The sequence below is a fragment of the Streptomyces sodiiphilus genome (assembly GCF_039529215.1).
In the GTDB taxonomy this organism is placed as follows: domain Bacteria; phylum Actinomycetota; class Actinomycetes; order Streptomycetales; family Streptomycetaceae; genus Streptomyces; species Streptomyces sodiiphilus.
Window position 1 is genome coordinate 66,853 of the sequence record NZ_BAAAMJ010000018.1, and the last position, 15,466, is coordinate 82,318.

A 15,466-nucleotide genomic window follows, 5' to 3' on the forward strand; every position below is an offset into this window, starting at 1 on the left:
GTGGCCGACATTTGGTGGAAGGCCGACCCGCACGACCTGCATCGCATCACCGACCGCGTCTCCAGCGTGTACGTCGAACGCAGTCACCTCGACCGTGACGAGAACGCCGTGGTCATCATCAACAAGCGCGAGACCGTGCGCGTTCCGGCAGCGATGATCGCCGTGGTCCTCCTCGGCCCCGGGACACGGGTGACCCACGGCGCGATGCGTCTCCTCGCCGACTCCGGCACCGCGGTGTGCTGGGTGGGGGAACAGGGAGTGCGCATGTACGCTGCCGGCCTCGGGCCTGCCCGCGGGGCAGGGCTGCTCCACCGGCAGGCGTGGCTTGTGACCCGCCCCAAGGAACGCCTGGCGGTCGCGCGGGCGATGTACGCAATGCGATTTCCGGGTGAGGACGTCTCCACCGCCACCATGCAACAACTCCGTGGCCGGGAGGGGACCCGCGTACGTCGGCTCTACAAGGAACATTCCCGCCGTACCGGCGTGCCATGGGACGGCCGTGTCTACAAGGCGGGGGATGCCTTCGCCGCCGGAGACGATCTCAACCGGCTGCTGTCGGCTGCCAACGCTGCCCTCTACGGCATCAGCCACGCGGTCATCGTGGGCGTGGGCGCGAGTCCAGGGCTCGGCTTCGTGCACACTGGATCGGCCATATCCTTCGTCCTCGACATCGCTGACCTCTACAAGGCCGAGTACACGATTCCCCTGGCCTTCGATCTGGCGGCCAAAGGGTTGACCGAGGAACGCGACGCGCGCCTCGGCCTCCGTGACCTCATCGCCGAGAACAAGCTCCTCGGCCGCATTGTGCAGGACATCAAAGGGCTGCTCTCCACGGACGGAACAGACTTCGACACACCGGTCGTCGGTGAGCTGTGGGACGAACGCGTGGGCGCGGTGCCGTCCGGAGTCAACTGGTCGCAGGGCGGAGAGGAAACACCCGTCCCCGCCGCCCCTCCCGAAGGGGAGCGCTCCGTCCCGCCGCCCCTTCTTCGGTCGGCAGACATGGGAGAGGAGCACATCGCCGTCATCGGTCCTGAGTTCGATACGCCCTCCGCCACTCCGGAGTCATCCCCATGACCGTCATCGTTCTCATAGCAGCTCCGGAAGGCCTGCGCGGCCACCTCACGCGCTGGATGGTCGAGGTCAACGCAGGTGTCTTTGTCGGCAACCCCAGCCGTCGAGTACGCGACCGCCTGTGGGAACTCCTCGCCACTCGGATCGGCGATGGCCAAGCGGTTCTCGTGGAGCCTGCCGCCAACGAACAGGGGTGGGCCGTCCGCACCGCAGGCCGGGACCGCTGGCGTCCGGTGGACTACGACGGTCTTCTCCTCTCCGCCCGGAACCGGCGGTGACCTGATGCGATTCCAACTAAATGAAAACGACCCCTCACCGCGCTAAAACCCCAGGTCAAAAAGTGTCGGCCCCGCACCCGCGGGGATGGTCCTGCGCATCATCCGGCGGTGCCTCCCAATGCCCGGTCGGCCCCGCACCCGCGGGGATGGTCCTGTAGATATCCAGTTCGTTTCCCGTCTCCTCCGGTCGGCCCCGCACCCGCGGGGATGGTCCCTTCCCCAGCGAGGTGATAGGGACCCATGCCACGTCGGCCCCGCACCCGCGGGGATGGTCCCGCGTCTTGCGCCCTCTGCCCCGTATGGCGTACGTCGGCCCCGCACCCGCGGGGATGGTCCGGCCACGCGCTTTGGGTGCTTTCCACTCGTCACGTCGGCCCCGCACCCGCGGGGATGGTCCCCGGCCGGCGGGGGCCCGTGATGGGCCCCCGCGGTCGGCCCCGCACCCGCGGGGATGGTCCTCTCCGGGTCCATCCCGTTGCCGTAGCGCACCCGTCGGCCCCGCACCCGCGGGGATGGTCCGTCCTCTATGGCGGCCATCAGTCCTCCTGTCCGGTCGGCCCCGCACCCGCGGGGATGGTCCTCTCACCCACGGCCTGCAGCCCGGCCAGATGATGTCGGCCCCGCACCCGCGGGGATGGTCCGCTTTCCGATCGGTCGTGCGCACGTGGTCTTGAGTCGGCCCCGCACCCGCGGGGATGGTCCTACCGATTCGTAGTCGTCCGCCAGGAACGAGATGTCGGCCCCGCACCCGCGGGGATGGTCCGCGCCACGAGCTGACACACATGCGCCGCGCGAAGTCGGCCCCGCACCCGCGGGGATGGTCCGCAGCCCTCACCGCCGCCGCATGTCCTCCCTCAGTCGGCCCCGCACCCGCGGGGATGGTCCGAGACATGGGCTGGATCCACGAAGACCCCGACCGTCGGCCCCGCACCCGCGGGGATGGTCCGCACGTCGAGTCCATCACGGACATCTCGGAACAGGAGGGCTCATGGCGGCGAATCGCTTCCGCTGCCCGAACTCGCTTCCACGGCGTACCGCAGGCGCGCGGTGAGGGTCGGCGGTCCGGGGCGGCAGTGCTGTCGGGCGGGGCCGGGCACGTCGTAGGCTGGGGCGCGCAGCTGGTTCGCCCCGTCCGCCAGGCGGGATGCGTCGTAAGAGGGAACCCCGGTGGGAATCCGGGACTGCCCCGCAGCGGTGAGCGGGAACGACCGCCGTCATCGAGCACTGGGTCCGACGTACCGGACCCGGGAAGCGACGGCCAGTAGGTGCCCGGTGTTGAGACACCGGGTGTGCCCGCGAGTCCGAAGACCTGCCCGCTGCCCGCGCGCCACCTGCGCGCGCGGAAGCCGTCCCGCCGCGACTCGCGAAGGAGAGTTGACGTGGCCGAAGCCAGCGTGCCCGTGCGTTCCGCGCCCAAGACCCCGGCCGATTCCCGGGTGACCCTCGCTCACATCATGAGCGAGCACGACACCAACCTGTACGGCACCATCCACGGCGGTGTCGTCATGAAGCTGATCGACGACGCGGCGGCGGCCGAGGCCCGCCGCCACGCCGACGGCCCGGCCGTGACCGTGTCGGTGGACCGCATGTCCTTCCCGGCGCCGGTGCGCGCCGGTGATCTGCTTCGTCTGCACGCCGAGTTGGAGAAGGCCGGGCGGACCTCGATGACTGCCGTGGTGCGGGTGACCGCCGAGCGCTGGAACGCCTCGGGGCCGTTGACGGACGTGGCCACCGCCCGGCTGACCTTTGTCGCCGTCGACGCGGAGGGCCGGCCCCGCCCGGTCCCGCCGCTGGAGTCGGCCTCGCCGGCTGCCGCCTGACCCACCCGCTACCCGGGCCGCCCCTGAGGGGCGGGCGCCCTCCCCTTCCGCCTGCCGGTGTCCGCGCCGGCGGGGGGTGGGGTGCGGGGCGGAGTGGGTCTCCCCGGAAGAGAACCGGAAGCGACCGGAAGACAAGGAGAGTGTCGTCGTGGGCGAGAGGCCGGAAGGAAGCGGTCCGGTGCCGTGCCGGGTCACGGTGTGCCGGGACTGCTGCTGCGGCAGCGCCAAGGTGGCCGGTGTCGACCATGCCGGGCAGGTCGAGCGGCTGCGCCGGGAGACGCGGGTGCGGATCTCGGAGTGTCTGGATGTCTGCGAGAGGGCGAACGTGGTCGTGGTGCAGCCGTGGGCCGCCGGCCGCGCGGCCNCCTGGTTCGGGCTGGTCAACGACCCCGCCGCGACAGAGGACATAGCGGACTGGGTGCGGGCCGGCGGTCCGGGGATCGCCGACTGCCCCGAGGTGCTGGAGCTGTACGCCTTCCCTCCGCCCCGGCGGCACCGGGCCGGTCCGCCCGCTGTGCCGTAACCGCTCCCGGCCCACCCCCGCGGGCCCGGGAACGCGGTTCGCGGGGGCGGAGTGGGGTCAGGTCCGTTCCCACGCCACGACCAGGTCGGCGCGGGCGCCGAACTTCTCCAGGTGGCGTCCGACGACGCCCTCCACCCGGTCCAGCGTCTCCCGGTCCACCGCACGCGAGCGCAGTTCCAGGTCGCCCTCCCGTGCCACAGCAGCAGGCAGTCACCGCCCGGGAAGACCACGCGCGAGCCGGCCTCCTCCTCGACTGTCTCCAGCTTGCGGCCGAGGTGGGAGACGAGCTGCTTGGCGTAGTGGTGCTGGGTGTCGGTGCGTACCACCGCCCGGCCGGTCAGGCCCGGGGTGCCGTCGGTTCCGGCGGTGGCGCCGGGGGTGTGAGGGGTGTCAGTCTTAGAAGACTCCGATCCGGTGTCCGTCGATGTCATGGATGGCGATGCCGAGGTCGTAGACGGTCCACAGGGCGTCGGACCGCAGGATGTCGGCCGGGGCGCCCTGACGGACCACGCGTCCGTCGCGCAGCGCGACGATGTGGTCGGAGTAGACGGACGCGAAGTTGATGTCGTGCAGGACGACGACGGTCTTGCCCAGCTCGTCCACCGCCCGGCGCAGGAAGCGCATCATCTCCACCGCGTGTTTCATGTCCAGGTTGTTCAGCGGCTCGTCCAGGAGCAGGTAGTCGGTGTCCTGGCACAGCACCATCGCGACGAAGGCCCGCTGCCGCTGGCCACCGGACAGTTCGTCCAGGTAGCGGTCGGCCAGGCCGCCCAGGCGCAGGTGGTCCAGCGCCCGTTCCACGTGCTCCCGGTCGACGACGGTGAGCCGTCCCCGGGAGTGCGGGTACCGCCCGAAGGTCACCAGCACCGTCGACAGCAGCAGACTGTCGTCGACCGTGTTGAAGTTTCCGGTGAGGAGCTCGAGCTGGATGCCGCTGGCCTGGAACTCGGCGGACAAGGTCAGCTCGGCCGTGTTCCTGGCGAGCCGCTTGAGCTCGTGGTCGGTGAAGTGACCGGCGTCCGGGGAGCGGCTCCCTTGAACTGGTACTTCGCGGCGGTCTTCCCGCCCCTCGTGCGGCAGGCGCTTCCGGCGGGTGCGTCGGGCAGTCGTGACGTTCTACCGCCGCGCTGGGGCGGCAGCGACGGGCCTTGGATGCTTGCCCGGCGGATCTTGTGGCCATCTGATGGCCGGCTCGTTGCGCCGGGCCTGGCGGGGGGATCTGCCGGACGCCGTCGTCAGGGCCGGTTCGGGTCGGGGTGCACCACCAGGAAGAGCGACCACGCGGGCGCGGCTGGGTCGTCCGGGCGGGCGGCGAACTCGTCCAGCAGATCCTTGAGCCGGGTGCGGAACTCCTCCATCTGCGGCGGTGGCAGGCGCAGCGCCATCCTGATGCCCTCGGCCTCGGCCTCGACCGCGGGGACGAGGGCAAGTTCCTCCAGGAACGCGTCGAGCATCGACCGGTCCAGCGCGGGCGCTTCGAGGCTCCAGCTCTTGCGCGTCGCCAGATACGGGATCTCTCGTGCGCCGCGCGCGCCGCGCCGTTCTTCCTGCGCCTCCAGGAACCCGGTGCGGACCAGCGTTCTGGTGTGGTGCAGCACGCTGGCCGGGTCTCGGCCGAGGATCGCCGCGATCTCCTTGTTCGTGCGCGGCTCCCCTGCGCAGATGCGCAGGATGCGCAGGCGGAGGGCGGAGGCGAGTGCCTTCGCCTCCGCGTCGGTCGCCAGCCGGCGTTCGGTCATGACCGGCAGCCTACTGAAGAGCGGACAGCATCCGTTGAAGGGCCAGACCATGAGTGATTGACAAAACCCAATCACTCGACCAGAGTGCCGCTGTGCCCTTCACAGCCCGGGGATCCGCAGATCTCCCGCCACGCCCACCGTGGCCCGAACAAGCGAGGTCAACCATGCCGAACCGTCCCGGAAAGACCGGCGGGACCGCCGCTCCCGAGAGCCCCGCCGAACAGGCGGATGGTGTCCTGGGTGAGTCCCGTCGAGGCACCCCGGGGCCCGGGGAGAGGGCGAACGACTACGACAGCTTCGCCGAGGCGTACACGGCCGAGAACGAGACCAGCCTCCTCAACGCCTACTACGCGCGCCCCGCGATCGTGGACCTGGCCGGCGACGTGGCGGGCCGCCGGATCCTCGACGCCGGCTGCGGCGCCGGCCCCGTGGCCGAGGCCCTGCGCGAGCGGGGCGCCGTCGTCGCCGGCTTCGACTCCAGCGCCGGGATGCTGGAGTTGGCCAGGCGGCGGCTCGGCGAGGGCGTGGTGCTGGAACGCGCCGAACTGGGCGGCCCGCTGCCCTTCGCCGACGCCGGGTTCGACGACGTCGTCGCCTCCCTGGTCCTGCACTATCTGGAGGACTGGACGACGGCCCTGGCCGAACTGCGGCGCGTGCTGAGGCCCGGCGGTCGCCTCATCGGGTCCGTCCACCACCCCTTCGTCCAGCATATGACGGCACCGCCCGGAACCGACTACTTCGCGACCCGCTCCACCTCCCAGTGGTGGGAACTCGGGGGCACCAAGCACCTGATGACCTTCTGGGACCGGCCGCTGCACGCGATCACCGACGCGTTCACCGCGGCCGGCTTCCGGATCGACGTCATCAGCGAACCGGCCCCGGGACCCGGCGCCCGCGAACGGTTCCCCGAGGTCTTCGAGCAGAAGGAGTCGGGCAGGTTCCTGTGCTTCCTGTTCTTCGTCCTCACGAAGGCATGACCTCCGCCCGTGGGCGCGGGCTGTGGGCTCAGGAGCCGGCCACACGCACGCCTCGTACGGCGTCGCAGATGTCGAGGACCACAACCCCGTCGATCTTCTCGATGCTGCCCTTTCCGAAGCGGCGCCGCAGCGGGTGGGCCCCGGCGTCGCGGGCGAAGGTGAGCTTCTGCGCGGAGGCCGGGTTCGGTGCGGAGTCGATCTCCACAGCGATGTCCTGACCGCCGGATGGCCAGATCACCACGTCCAGTCGCCCGGTCCACGGAGTGGCTGCGCGCGGGAACCCTCCAGCACATGACGTACGTCGTACGGAGCCTGCCCGGCGGTTGAGTGGGTCACTGGGCAGGCTCCATGGAGCCCGGTTCTGCCTTGCGGGGGTCAGTCGAACAGCGGCGCCAGCGCGGCCTCGCCCGCGAGGATCCGCCAGGCGGGCACCCGCACCGTCCGGCCCACCCGGCCGGGCTTGGCGCCGTGGCCCCCGGAGGGCAGGCCGGTGAGCAGGTCGCCCCGCACGTGGAGCAGCCGAAGGTGCCGGGCAGGGTCCGCGCCGGCTCCCGGGCCGGGGTCGATGAGCACCGCCGTGTTCTCACCGGCATCGGTGAACAGCAGGTCCACCGGGTGTCCGCCCACCGGCACGGCCCGCTCCACATCGGTGACGCCCCGTCCGGTCAGGTACGCCTGCAGACGATCGGCGAGGTCCGCGCGGGACTCTGTCACCGGGCTGGGCGTGCCCGCCTCGTCCGCCGCTCCACTGCCTGTTCCCAGCGGTGCCGAGCGTGCGGCGAGGAGGGCCGGCAGGCCGCTCTGCCCCTGCCAGAAGGAGAGGCCGCCGACCGTGATCAGCTGCGACCTGGCCCGGGTCACCGCGACGTTCCACAAGTTGACCTGGCTCGCCACCCAGTGCGTCGTCCGGGGCGGGGTGTTGGCCGCCGCCACCGGACTGAGCACCATCACGTCGCGCTGTCCGCCCTGGAAGGTGTGGACGGTACCGACCCGTACCCGGTCGTCGTCCCGCCACATCCTGGCCAGGGCCTCCTTCTGGGCGCGGAACGGCGTGACCACTCCCACCGTCGCGTCCGGCGGGAGACCCGCCAGCAGTCCGTCGACCACGCGCCGCACGGCCTCCGCCTCCGCCGCATTGCGCCAGGACTGCCCGCCGCCGCCGCGTGCCGACTCACCGGACGGTACGTCGACCCAGCCGAGCACCGGAGCCGGGTCGGCCGTTCCCACCGGGTCGTGCACCGGAACCTGCCGCCGCACGTCGGTCAGCACCCGCAGCCGGCCGCCGTAGCAGTGGCCGTTGACGACGTCCGCGATCCGCGGGTGACAGCGGTAGTGCTCGTCGAGGAGCAGCGCGCCGTCGCCGTGCTGCTCGGCCGCGTGGTACGAGGAGTGCACGTGGTAGGTGAGGCGGTGGTGCTCCAGTTGGGCCGCGCGCAGCCCGGCCCGCGTCCGCGCCTGCCGCTCCTGCTGCGGTGACACTCCGGGGATGTGCCCGAGCTGCATGGGGTCACCGATGATCAGTGCCCGGCGGGCCCGGAACAGCAGCGGCAGCACCGAGGGGATGGAGCACTGGCTCGCCTCGTCGATGACGACGAGGTCGAACAGTTTCGGTGTGAGTTCCAGTTGACGCACCGAGTGGGTGCTGACGGCCCACCCCTTGATATGCGTCATCAGGTTCTTCTGGCTGCGCTGGTAGCCGGACCGGCGGCGGAGCGCCTGGAGCCGCTGGTTCATCAGTGCGGTCGCCCGGCCGGTGGCCTCGGCGGACAGCGCACGGGACAGTTCCGCCGCCAGCCCGCTCAGGGCCTCCGCCGTCGCCAGCCGGGACTCCATGAGCCCGTCCTCGTCCCATTCCCCGTGCTGACGGACGAGTTCCCGCACCTCCCGCTCCACGGACACGACACCGGCCAGCGACTCCAGCAGTTCCGGGGGCACCGGTCGTTGCGAGGCCCAGGCCGGCCATGCCGGTCCGGGCCCTTCCGCTTCTTCGGCCCCAGCCGCCCCCGCAGCGACCAGCGCGGCGAGTGCCCGCCCGCGCCGCCATGCCCCGAGCTGCCACCAGCGGGCCCCGGCAGTCCTCCGCGCCTGGTCCGCCCACCGGTTGAGCGGGGACAGACCGTCCGCGTCCGCCGCCCAGGCCCCTTCGAGGAGGGACAGAGGCAGCTCCAGGGCGGTCGTGCGCTCCTCCCGGTCGCGGAGCAGTTCCAGCAGCCGGATCTCCTCGCCGATCCGCTGTGCCGCCTCCTCCCGCAGCCGGTCGGCCGTCCTGCGGGTGTTGCGCAGCTCGCCGCCCACGGTGGCCGATCCGCGTCGCAAAGGCTCGGCCGGTTCGGCGAGCAGCCGTTCCAGCTTGGCCGCCTCCTGCTCCAGCGCCTCCGCGTTGCCCGTCCGCATCAGCAGGCCGGAAGCGATGTCGTCGCAGCGCTGGGCGACGACGTTCACCGCCTCGTTGTTCGTGGAGGCGACCAGCACCGACTGCCCGGCAGCGACGCAGGTGGTGACGACGGCCGTGACGACCTCGCTCTTGCCCGTGCCGGGCGGCCCCGTCGCCACCGTCAGCGGCTGGGTCATCGCCGAGGAGATCACCTGCTCCTGGCTCTCGTTGCACGGCCCCGGGGCGACGGGCGTCACCGGGACCGTGGTGGTGGCCGGCGCCTGCCCGGCCCCGCGGGCCAGCAGCGCCTCCAGGGCGGTGCCGGGAATCTGCGCGGTCCGCGTGGAGATCTCCAGGAGATTGTCCACCAGCGCCTGGGTGGCCCTGGCCTCCGCGCCCGAGGGCACCAGCAGCACGGCAGCATTGTGCGCTCCGGGCCGCAGGGCCTGCATGACCGTGCGGTCGCTCAGCGCGGACGGGGCCAGCGGTTCGAGTTCCGGCAGCCCCAGCTCCTCCAGCAACTCCCTCACGGCACGCAGCATCTGGGCGTCGTTGCCCTCCTGCCAGGCCGGTTGCCAGCGGGCGACCAGGTCGGCGGCGTCGCCCGCGTCGAGGAATTCCGAGACAACGCCACTGTGGAGGGAGGGCATGCCGCTGGGCCGGAGCACGTCCCGGCCATTCTCATCCGGCGCCAGCTCCAGCTGCTGGATGAGCAGCGGCGCCAGCTCAACCGTGGCGCGTCGCCCCCGGCCACCGTCCCGCGCGGGCAGCGTGATCGCCGGATACCCGTACCAGTACTCCTGCCGTGTCCCCGCCTCAGTAGCCGGCCCGGTCTGTTCGTCCTGAGGCCGCGAAAGCGGTCCGGGCGCGACGATGTGCGGTCCCCGGCCCGACTGGACTGTTTCCTCACCCTGGCTCAGCAGGAAGTACTTCGTGTTCCGGCCGGCGTCCCGGTCGGGCCGCATCCCGGCGGCCGCCTGCGCCGTGAGGCAGTCCGCGTAGTACCGCAGGAGCCGCTGCGAGTCGATGCCGTCCCGTTCGTCCGCCTCGGCCGCCTGCCGCGCCTTCAGCAGCGCGGGGGAGTGCCGGGCGGCCTCGGTGGTGTCATGGGGCAGGGAGGGAAGCCGCACCGGTCGTGCCACGGACCGAGCGAAGGGCAGGCTCCGGGTGGCCCGGATCGTGGACTTGGTGGGCCGCTGCTCCTCTGGTACCCCGTTGCGGGCCATCTGGGCAGTGAGGTAGTCGAAGAGATCGTCGGGGGTGATCCAGCCGCCGTCCTTGACATGCCCGTTGCGCAGCCCTTCGACGATCTCCCCGGTGAACCGTGAGGTGCCGAGGCTGGATCCGGGCGGCGCCATCGCGGAGGCCGCCTGGAGGGCGTCGGACGCGGTGATGAAGTACACGCCGGTCGGCCGCAGCAGGGTGCTCGGCGCGGGCCGCTCCGGCTCCCCCGCCGGACCCTTGGCGGTCCAGCCCTGGACGACGGAACCGCTGGAGCAGCAGTCCAGCAGGACCAGTTTGGAGGCGGCCCGGCAGGACTGGAGCATCCGCTCCAGGAACTCGGCCGGTACGGCCGTGCCCGGCAGGTCGGCGGGGTCGGTGTCGCGGGTCAGGAAGTAGAGCTGGCCGTCCTGCTCGCAGTACTCGCCGTGGCCGCTGAAGTAGAGCAGCGCGGTCTCACTGGGCTGCCGCGCCTCCAGGAACGCCTCGACGGCGTGCAGCATCTCCGTGCGTGTCGGCTCGGCGGCGACAGCACACTCGTTGTACATGCCGATCTCGGTGTTCTCCAGGACCGCCCGCATGTAGTGCAGGTCAGCCCGCACGGCTGGGAGGTCCCGGTATGTGTCGCTGTCGTACGTGGAGACGCCGACGAGCAGGGCGTGGCGGTCGTTGTCGGTCATTGCCGCTCAGCTCGCCGTCGTACCGTCGCTGTCGTCGTCCGCGAGGAACCGCTCGACGAGGTTGCTGTCCTCGCGAGCCTCCTTGCCGGTCACACGCAGGACCGCCCCGTCGGGCCGTTTGACCACGAGGGTGCGCTGAGGGATCCGCGCCAGCCACACCTGCACCAGTGCGGCGACGAGCGAACCGGTGCTCACCAGCAGCCCGACGGTCTCGAGGGACGGGCCGCCCTTGGCGTCGCTCCCTGCCGGGCTTCCGGGTCCGGGCAGATCCAGCCTTGCGGTGGAGTCCGCCTCGGCGAGGGCGGCGAGCAGTTCGCGTGCTTCCTTGCGGGCGCGCAGCGGATCCTCGTCGATGACGGAGATCCGGTATCCGGTGTGGTTCTTGGGCATGACGGTTCTGTGCTCCCCCCTGGGTTTACCGGCTCGGTGCCGGGCGAGCGACACTAGCGCCCGGCACTGACAGTGACGGCACGGTAACCTGCTCTCGCCGCGTCGTTGGCGTGAACCGGTCGCCGATGGCCGAGTCCCGCACCTCTCACGCGAGGCGGAGTTCCGCCCATACCGTCTTTCCCGGCGCGTCCTCGCAGGGGGCGACCGCCCAGCGCGTTGCCAGACCCGCGACCATCTGCAGGCCCCGGCCGGACTCCGCGTCGCCGGGCGGCTCCAGGCCGGAGAGAACGGGGAGGCGCTCGGGACGGGAGTCGGTGACCTCCACGCGCACGGTGTCGGTGTCGTGGATGAGCCGGACGTGGAAGTCCTGTCCGGAGACGTGCCCGTGTCGTACGGCGTTGGCGGTCAGCTCGGCGGTGATGAGCGTGAGGGTGTCGTTGACCCGGCTGCCGTACGGGTGGCCCCACGCGTCGAGCCGGTGGGAGACCAACTTGCGGGCGAGGCGCGCGCCGCGCGGAGTGGAGGTGAAGACCATCGCGAACTCATGGCGGGGGCGGCCGGTCTCGGGCTCGGCCTCGATGCGGGGGGCGTACCCCCGTGGGGTGGAGATTGGGCTGTTCATGTGGCCCACGCTGCCGCTGCCGTCCTAGCGTGACCAGATACGGCGCGCGCACGCAGGGTCGCTGTAGGTGTCCGGTGTGCGGGTGTCGGCGAGACGGAGCGTGACTGCCGGCGCGGGGGCCGCGTTGGCCGTGAGAGGTGGTGCGGGGATGAGTGAACCGACAGGACTGGTGGGCGTGACGTCCGCGAGCGGCGACGACGGTGGCGGGGAGCGGCAGCTCGGGCCGGAGGTCGGGTTCGGTGTCCTGCGTGCCTTCGGGCGGCAGTTGAAACGGTTCCGGGTACGGGCAGGGTTGGAACGGCCCGAGTTCGGCTCCCGGACGGGCTACTCGGCGTCGACCATCGCCGCGTACGAGCAGGGACGCCGGGTGCCACCGCCGAGGTTCATCGACCAGGCGGACGAGGTGCTGGACGCGGCCGGGGTACTCCTGGAGATGAAGGAGGAGGTGGCTCGGGCCCAGTATCCGGCGTTCTTCAGGGACGCGGCCCGGTTGGAGGCAGAGGCCGTGGGGTTGCACGTGTACGCGACGAAGGCTGTGCCGGGGCTCCTCCAGTCCGACGAGTACGCCCGTGCGGTGTTCAGCATGTGGCGGCCGTTGCTGGCTCCGGACGTCATTGAGGAGAGGGTCGCCGCCCGACTGGCCCGCCAAGAGATCTTCGCTCGTGTACCCCAGCCGACCATCAGCTTCGTCATCGAAGAGGCGGTGCTGCGAAGGCCGCTCGGAGGTTGGACGGTCATGCGGGGGCAATTGGAGCAAATCCTGCTGTACGGCCAGCGTCGGAACGTTGAAGTTCAGGTGGTGCCAACCGACTTGGAGGAGCACGCTGGACTGGAGGGGCCGTTCACCTTGATCGAGACGCGCGACGGGCGCAGGATCGCTTACGTGGAGGGGTACAAGGACAGCCGCCTGCATACCGAGCGCGAGGCAGTCCGGGAGCTTGAGGAGCAGTACGGCATCCTCAGAGCTCAAGCGCTCACCCCTCGCGCGTCACTGGCCTTCGTCGAAAAGTTGCTGGGAGAACAATGAACGCCGAGAAGTCCACCGCGTCTGAGTTGGCGTGGTTCAAGAGCAGTTACAGCACGGGATCGGGCGGGGAGTGCATCGAGGTTGCCGTCTGCCCTCGCGCCGTTCGAGTGCGCGACTCGAAAGACGTTGCTCGGCGCGGCCTTGAGGTCGACGCTGGGGCTTGGGGAGCTTTTATCGGCTTCACTGCTCAATGAGCGATAGGTCTGCTCCCGGTGGCGCACCGGGGGCAGACCTGTGGCAGGGCCGTTTGTGCCTGCGGTACAGGCGAAGATGCCTGCTGTTCTTCACCTGTTCCCTCGCCAGTGAGGAACAGGCACAAACACGATCGGTCGGTGTCTGGGATGAAGGACGAATGGGTGCCCCATGCAGCGATCACTCGTGGGGTCAGTGCTTCTGTATGGGTGTCTGTGCCTGTCAAGAATCAGGCACAGAACTCAGGAGGCTGGCGGATGTCGCCGCACTTCGTACTCGGCCTGTACCGGGCCGGCAACGTTCTCGGCACCGTTCTCGCCCCCTGAGAATGTGGTGACAGGCTGTTACGGATGTCCCGCGTCTCGGAAGACGCAGGTCTCATCGCGTCTTATAGAGACCGAAATCAAGGGGCGCTCATCCCTGACGGGTCAGCTTTGCGATGGTCGCCAGCAGAAGATCGGTGTCCGTCAGATCCGGGAGGACCGCGTCCGCGCCTTCCGCGCCGAGCCTTTCGGCAGGCGTCGTGCCGGATGCTACCGCGATCACCCTGGCTCCGCCCTCGACGCCGGTTCTGATGTCCTCCAGGGAATCACCGATGATCACGGTGTTCTGCCGGTCGTACGGGTTTCCGTGTCTGGCCCGCGCGCGTTTCTGCGCCACGGCGACGAGTGCGGGCCGGTGCGAATCGTCGGAGCCTAGCCTCCGATCCCGGTCTCGACGTACCTGTGGAGGTCGAAGGCCCGGAGCTTGACCTTGGCGTTGGGCTGGAGATTGCCGGTGACGACGGTTGGGAGAAGTTCCGGACTCTTCCTTACCGCCCGGAGGGCTGTGAGGGCCCCGGGCATGAGCTGCCCGTCACGCCGGATATCGGGTATGTGCCGGGACAGAAGCTCCGGGAGCAGCCGAATGATCCTGGGAAGCAACGCCGGTACGTCGCTCTCCGGCACACCGTTGTCCAGAAGGAGGCCGCGGACTGCGAGGGGCATGGTTACGCCGGTTCCGCGGGCCGGGAGCCTCTCCGCGGGGCGTCCGACGATCTCGGCGAAAGCCTCCCGGTAGACCTGCCGGTCGATGTCGCCGACGTACAGCAGTGTGCGGTCGATGTCCCACAGCACCAGCACGGAGCGGGCCGTCACCGTTCCCCCTTGGTGGTCAGCATGGTCATGCGGTCGAGCAGGTCACCGGCGTCCGAGGTGTGCCGTTCACCTTGGAGTTCCTCGGCCACATCTGAGAGGTGGTCGTTCAGACGTGCGGACTGCACCCGCTCGGCGAGCGTGAGGGCCCGCTCGGCGGTAGCGCGACCCTCCTCGTGTTCTCCGTTGCGGAGCTGCGCCGTCGCCGCTCTCGCCTGGAACAGCGCCCGAGTGCGTGTCTCCCCGGGGTTCATCGCGTCGTAGGCCAGGGCGAAGCTGTCGGCTGCCCGTCCGGGGGCGCCGAGGTCCAGGAAGCAGCTGCCGGTCTGGCCGTGGATCTCCCCTTCATTGATCCAGTACAGCCACTGCGGGTCGTTCTCGGAACGGCCGCCGGCGCACAGTTCGGATGCCTGCCCGAGGGCGCGCAGGCACTCCTCCCGCTCGCCCAGTTTCGCGTGTCCCCGGGCCTGCCGGGTGAGGAGCATGGCGTGGAGGGCGGGTGTCCCGGCCGGCCTAGTCCTCTGCCAGGGCCACACCGGGCAGACCCCCGAACCCGGCCTTGCCGTCGGTGGTCAGGACGGCGCGGGCGGTGGCGGCGGCGGTGGCGGCGATGATCAGGTCGTGGGCCCCCCGGGGTTTGCCCTGGGTGCGCACGTGGGCGAGGAGGCGGGCGTGCGCGCGGGCGATGTCGAGGGTGTAGTCCTCGACGGGAATGACGGCGAACACCAGGTCGGCGAACTCCTGACGCCGCTGCCGTCGTTGCGGGGTGTCGGCGCGTTCCACACCGGTCAAGAGCTCCGCAGCCGTGACGGCGGCGATGACCAGATCTGCGTTCCGGTTCAGGTGGGTGAGGTCGAGCTTGCCGCGTTCGGCGTCGATGAGGATTCCGGTGTCGAGGATCAACCGTTCCACGGGTCGTCCTCGGTCAGGAGGTCACGCGCGCCGAGGACGTCGTCCCCGTAGGTGGGGTCGTCCTCGGGGTGGCGGCCGCGGAAGGCGAGGAGTGCCTCGGCGAAGTCTCCTCCGTTGGCGACGGGGGCTGGGCCGATCAAGGCCAGGCGTCGTCCGCCGCGGGTGATCACGATGGTCTCTCCGCGCTCGGCCCGGTCCAGGAGGCTTGCGAAGTTGCGCGAAGCCTCGGAGGCCGTGATCAGTCTCATGGGTTCAGAATATCAGAAAACGCCTGTTTGAAGGGTTCCTGGGTCGCGTTGAAGGGCTCGCCGTCATCAGGGAAGTCGTCCACGTCCGGCGCCAGGTGGACGGTACGGACGAACCTGTGCTCCGCGCTGCTCAAGGGGCGCGAAGTCCGAGATGCGCCTCTGCCGCCCAGCGTGGCACGCGCCGTCCAGCAGTACGCGGAGCTCTTCGCGCCGGTGCTGGTGACGCCGCCCCGGGACGACCCGACCTCGGCCGGGA

19 protein-coding genes, 1 CRISPR repeat array and 1 riboswitch are annotated in these 15,466 nt (G+C 70.7%); of the genes, 7 read left to right on the forward strand and 12 right to left on the reverse strand.

What is annotated here, in order from left to right; translation table 11 throughout:
- From cas1e to ABD299_RS10535, 4 genes are all read left to right on the forward strand, one after another.
- Nucleotides 1-1,077 carry a type I-E CRISPR-associated endonuclease Cas1e gene (gene cas1e / locus ABD299_RS10520; protein ID WP_344260795.1) on the forward strand — a complete coding sequence of 359 codons (1,077 nt, stop codon included), beginning with the start codon at nt 1-3 and terminating at the stop codon, nt 1,075-1,077.
- Nucleotides 1,074-1,352 carry a type I-E CRISPR-associated endoribonuclease Cas2e gene (cas2e, locus tag ABD299_RS10525; RefSeq protein WP_344260797.1) on the forward strand — a complete coding sequence of 93 codons (279 nt, stop codon included), beginning with the start codon at nt 1,074-1,076 and terminating at the stop codon, nt 1,350-1,352. Before cas1e ends, cas2e begins: the two co-directional genes overlap by 4 nt.
- Nucleotides 1,353-1,416: 64 nt before the next feature.
- A CRISPR array of direct repeats spans nt 1,417-2,298; the repeat unit is 28 nt; unit sequence GTCGGCCCCGCACCCGCGGGGATGGTCC.
- A 156-nt stretch (nt 2,299-2,454) separates the two neighbouring features.
- Nucleotides 2,455-2,683: riboswitch (cobalamin riboswitch) on the forward strand.
- Nucleotides 2,684-2,731: 48 nt separating this feature from the next.
- Entirely contained in the window at nt 2,732-3,172 is a 441-nt protein-coding gene (locus ABD299_RS10530) for an acyl-CoA thioesterase (RefSeq protein WP_425581299.1), read from the forward strand.
- A gap of 148 nt (nt 3,173-3,320) precedes the next feature.
- Nucleotides 3,321-3,695, forward strand: a complete 375-nt coding sequence (locus ABD299_RS10535; RefSeq protein ID WP_344260799.1) for a hypothetical protein — start codon at nt 3,321-3,323, stop codon at nt 3,693-3,695.
- Between the two features lie 57 nt (nt 3,696-3,752).
- Here the strand turns inward: ABD299_RS10535 and ABD299_RS10540 are convergent, their stop codons facing one another.
- The 3 genes from ABD299_RS10540 to ABD299_RS10550 all read right to left on the reverse strand — a co-directional run bounded on the left by ABD299_RS10540 (nt 3,753) and on the right by ABD299_RS10550 (nt 5,434).
- Complete coding sequence (locus ABD299_RS10540; RefSeq protein ID WP_344260801.1) at nt 3,753-3,893, reverse strand: DUF2218 domain-containing protein; 141 nt, start codon at nt 3,891-3,893, stop codon at nt 3,753-3,755.
- A gap of 198 nt (nt 3,894-4,091) precedes the next feature.
- Nucleotides 4,092-4,652 (reverse strand): ATP-binding cassette domain-containing protein, encoded by a 561-nt coding sequence (locus ABD299_RS10545; protein ID WP_425581300.1) that lies wholly within the window; start codon nt 4,650-4,652, stop codon nt 4,092-4,094.
- Nucleotides 4,653-4,930: 278 nt separating this feature from the next.
- The gene (locus tag ABD299_RS10550) at nt 4,931-5,434 is read right to left on the reverse strand and encodes an ArsR/SmtB family transcription factor (protein ID WP_344260803.1); all 504 of its coding nucleotides are present in this window, start codon (nt 5,432-5,434) and stop codon (nt 4,931-4,933) included.
- 164 nt (nt 5,435-5,598) lie between these two features.
- Between ABD299_RS10550 and ABD299_RS10555 the strand changes: the two genes are divergently transcribed.
- Nucleotides 5,599-6,411: a class I SAM-dependent methyltransferase gene (locus tag ABD299_RS10555; protein ID WP_344260805.1), complete on the forward strand. Its 813-nt coding sequence runs from the start codon at nt 5,599-5,601 to the stop codon at nt 6,409-6,411.
- A 28-nt stretch (nt 6,412-6,439) separates the two neighbouring features.
- Here the strand turns inward: ABD299_RS10555 and ABD299_RS10560 are convergent, their stop codons facing one another.
- From ABD299_RS10560 to ABD299_RS10575, 4 genes are all read right to left on the reverse strand, one after another.
- Nucleotides 6,440-6,649 carry a hypothetical protein gene (locus ABD299_RS10560; protein WP_344260807.1) on the reverse strand — a complete coding sequence of 70 codons (210 nt, stop codon included), beginning with the start codon at nt 6,647-6,649 and terminating at the stop codon, nt 6,440-6,442.
- 137 nt (nt 6,650-6,786) lie between these two features.
- On the reverse strand, nt 6,787-10,686 hold the full coding sequence (locus ABD299_RS10565; RefSeq protein WP_344260809.1) for a caspase, EACC1-associated type: 3,900 nt from the start codon (nt 10,684-10,686) through the stop codon (nt 6,787-6,789).
- Nucleotides 10,687-10,692: 6 nt separating this feature from the next.
- Entirely contained in the window at nt 10,693-11,076 is a 384-nt protein-coding gene (locus tag ABD299_RS10570; protein ID WP_344260811.1) for an effector-associated constant component EACC1, read from the reverse strand.
- Nucleotides 11,077-11,221: 145 nt separating this feature from the next.
- Complete coding sequence (locus ABD299_RS10575) at nt 11,222-11,698, reverse strand: ATP-binding protein (RefSeq protein ID WP_344260813.1); 477 nt, start codon at nt 11,696-11,698, stop codon at nt 11,222-11,224.
- A 148-nt stretch (nt 11,699-11,846) separates the two neighbouring features.
- Here ABD299_RS10575 and ABD299_RS10580 point away from each other — a divergent pair, with 148 nt between their 5' ends.
- On the forward strand, nt 11,847-12,725 hold the full coding sequence (locus tag ABD299_RS10580; protein WP_344260815.1) for a helix-turn-helix domain-containing protein: 879 nt from the start codon (nt 11,847-11,849) through the stop codon (nt 12,723-12,725).
- Nucleotides 12,722-12,919 carry a DUF397 domain-containing protein gene (locus tag ABD299_RS10585; protein WP_344260817.1) on the forward strand — a complete coding sequence of 66 codons (198 nt, stop codon included), beginning with the start codon at nt 12,722-12,724 and terminating at the stop codon, nt 12,917-12,919. The genes ABD299_RS10580 and ABD299_RS10585 overlap by 4 nt, the downstream gene beginning before the upstream one ends.
- A 412-nt stretch (nt 12,920-13,331) precedes the next feature.
- Here ABD299_RS10585 and ABD299_RS10590 read toward each other — a convergent pair whose 3' ends face one another.
- Genes ABD299_RS10590 through ABD299_RS10610 form a run of 5 tightly spaced genes read right to left on the reverse strand, consistent with a single transcriptional unit; the run spans nt 13,332 to nt 15,210 of the window.
- Nucleotides 13,332-13,577, reverse strand: coding sequence for an HAD family hydrolase (locus ABD299_RS10590; protein ID WP_344260819.1), 246 nt, complete (start codon nt 13,575-13,577; stop codon nt 13,332-13,334).
- A 35-nt stretch (nt 13,578-13,612) separates the two neighbouring features.
- The gene (locus ABD299_RS10595; protein ID WP_344260821.1) at nt 13,613-14,053 is read right to left on the reverse strand and encodes an HAD family hydrolase; all 441 of its coding nucleotides are present in this window, start codon (nt 14,051-14,053) and stop codon (nt 13,613-13,615) included.
- On the reverse strand, nt 14,050-14,535 hold the full coding sequence (locus ABD299_RS10600) for an NsdA family TPR-like regulatory protein (RefSeq protein ID WP_344260823.1): 486 nt from the start codon (nt 14,533-14,535) through the stop codon (nt 14,050-14,052). Before ABD299_RS10600 ends, ABD299_RS10595 begins: the two co-directional genes overlap by 4 nt.
- A 28-nt stretch (nt 14,536-14,563) precedes the next feature.
- The gene (locus ABD299_RS10605) at nt 14,564-14,962 is read right to left on the reverse strand and encodes a PIN domain-containing protein (RefSeq protein ID WP_344260825.1); all 399 of its coding nucleotides are present in this window, start codon (nt 14,960-14,962) and stop codon (nt 14,564-14,566) included.
- Entirely contained in the window at nt 14,950-15,210 is a 261-nt protein-coding gene (locus tag ABD299_RS10610; RefSeq protein ID WP_344260827.1) for a type II toxin-antitoxin system Phd/YefM family antitoxin, read from the reverse strand. The genes ABD299_RS10605 and ABD299_RS10610 overlap by 13 nt, the downstream gene beginning before the upstream one ends.
- Nucleotides 15,211-15,466: the final 256 nt, after the last annotated feature.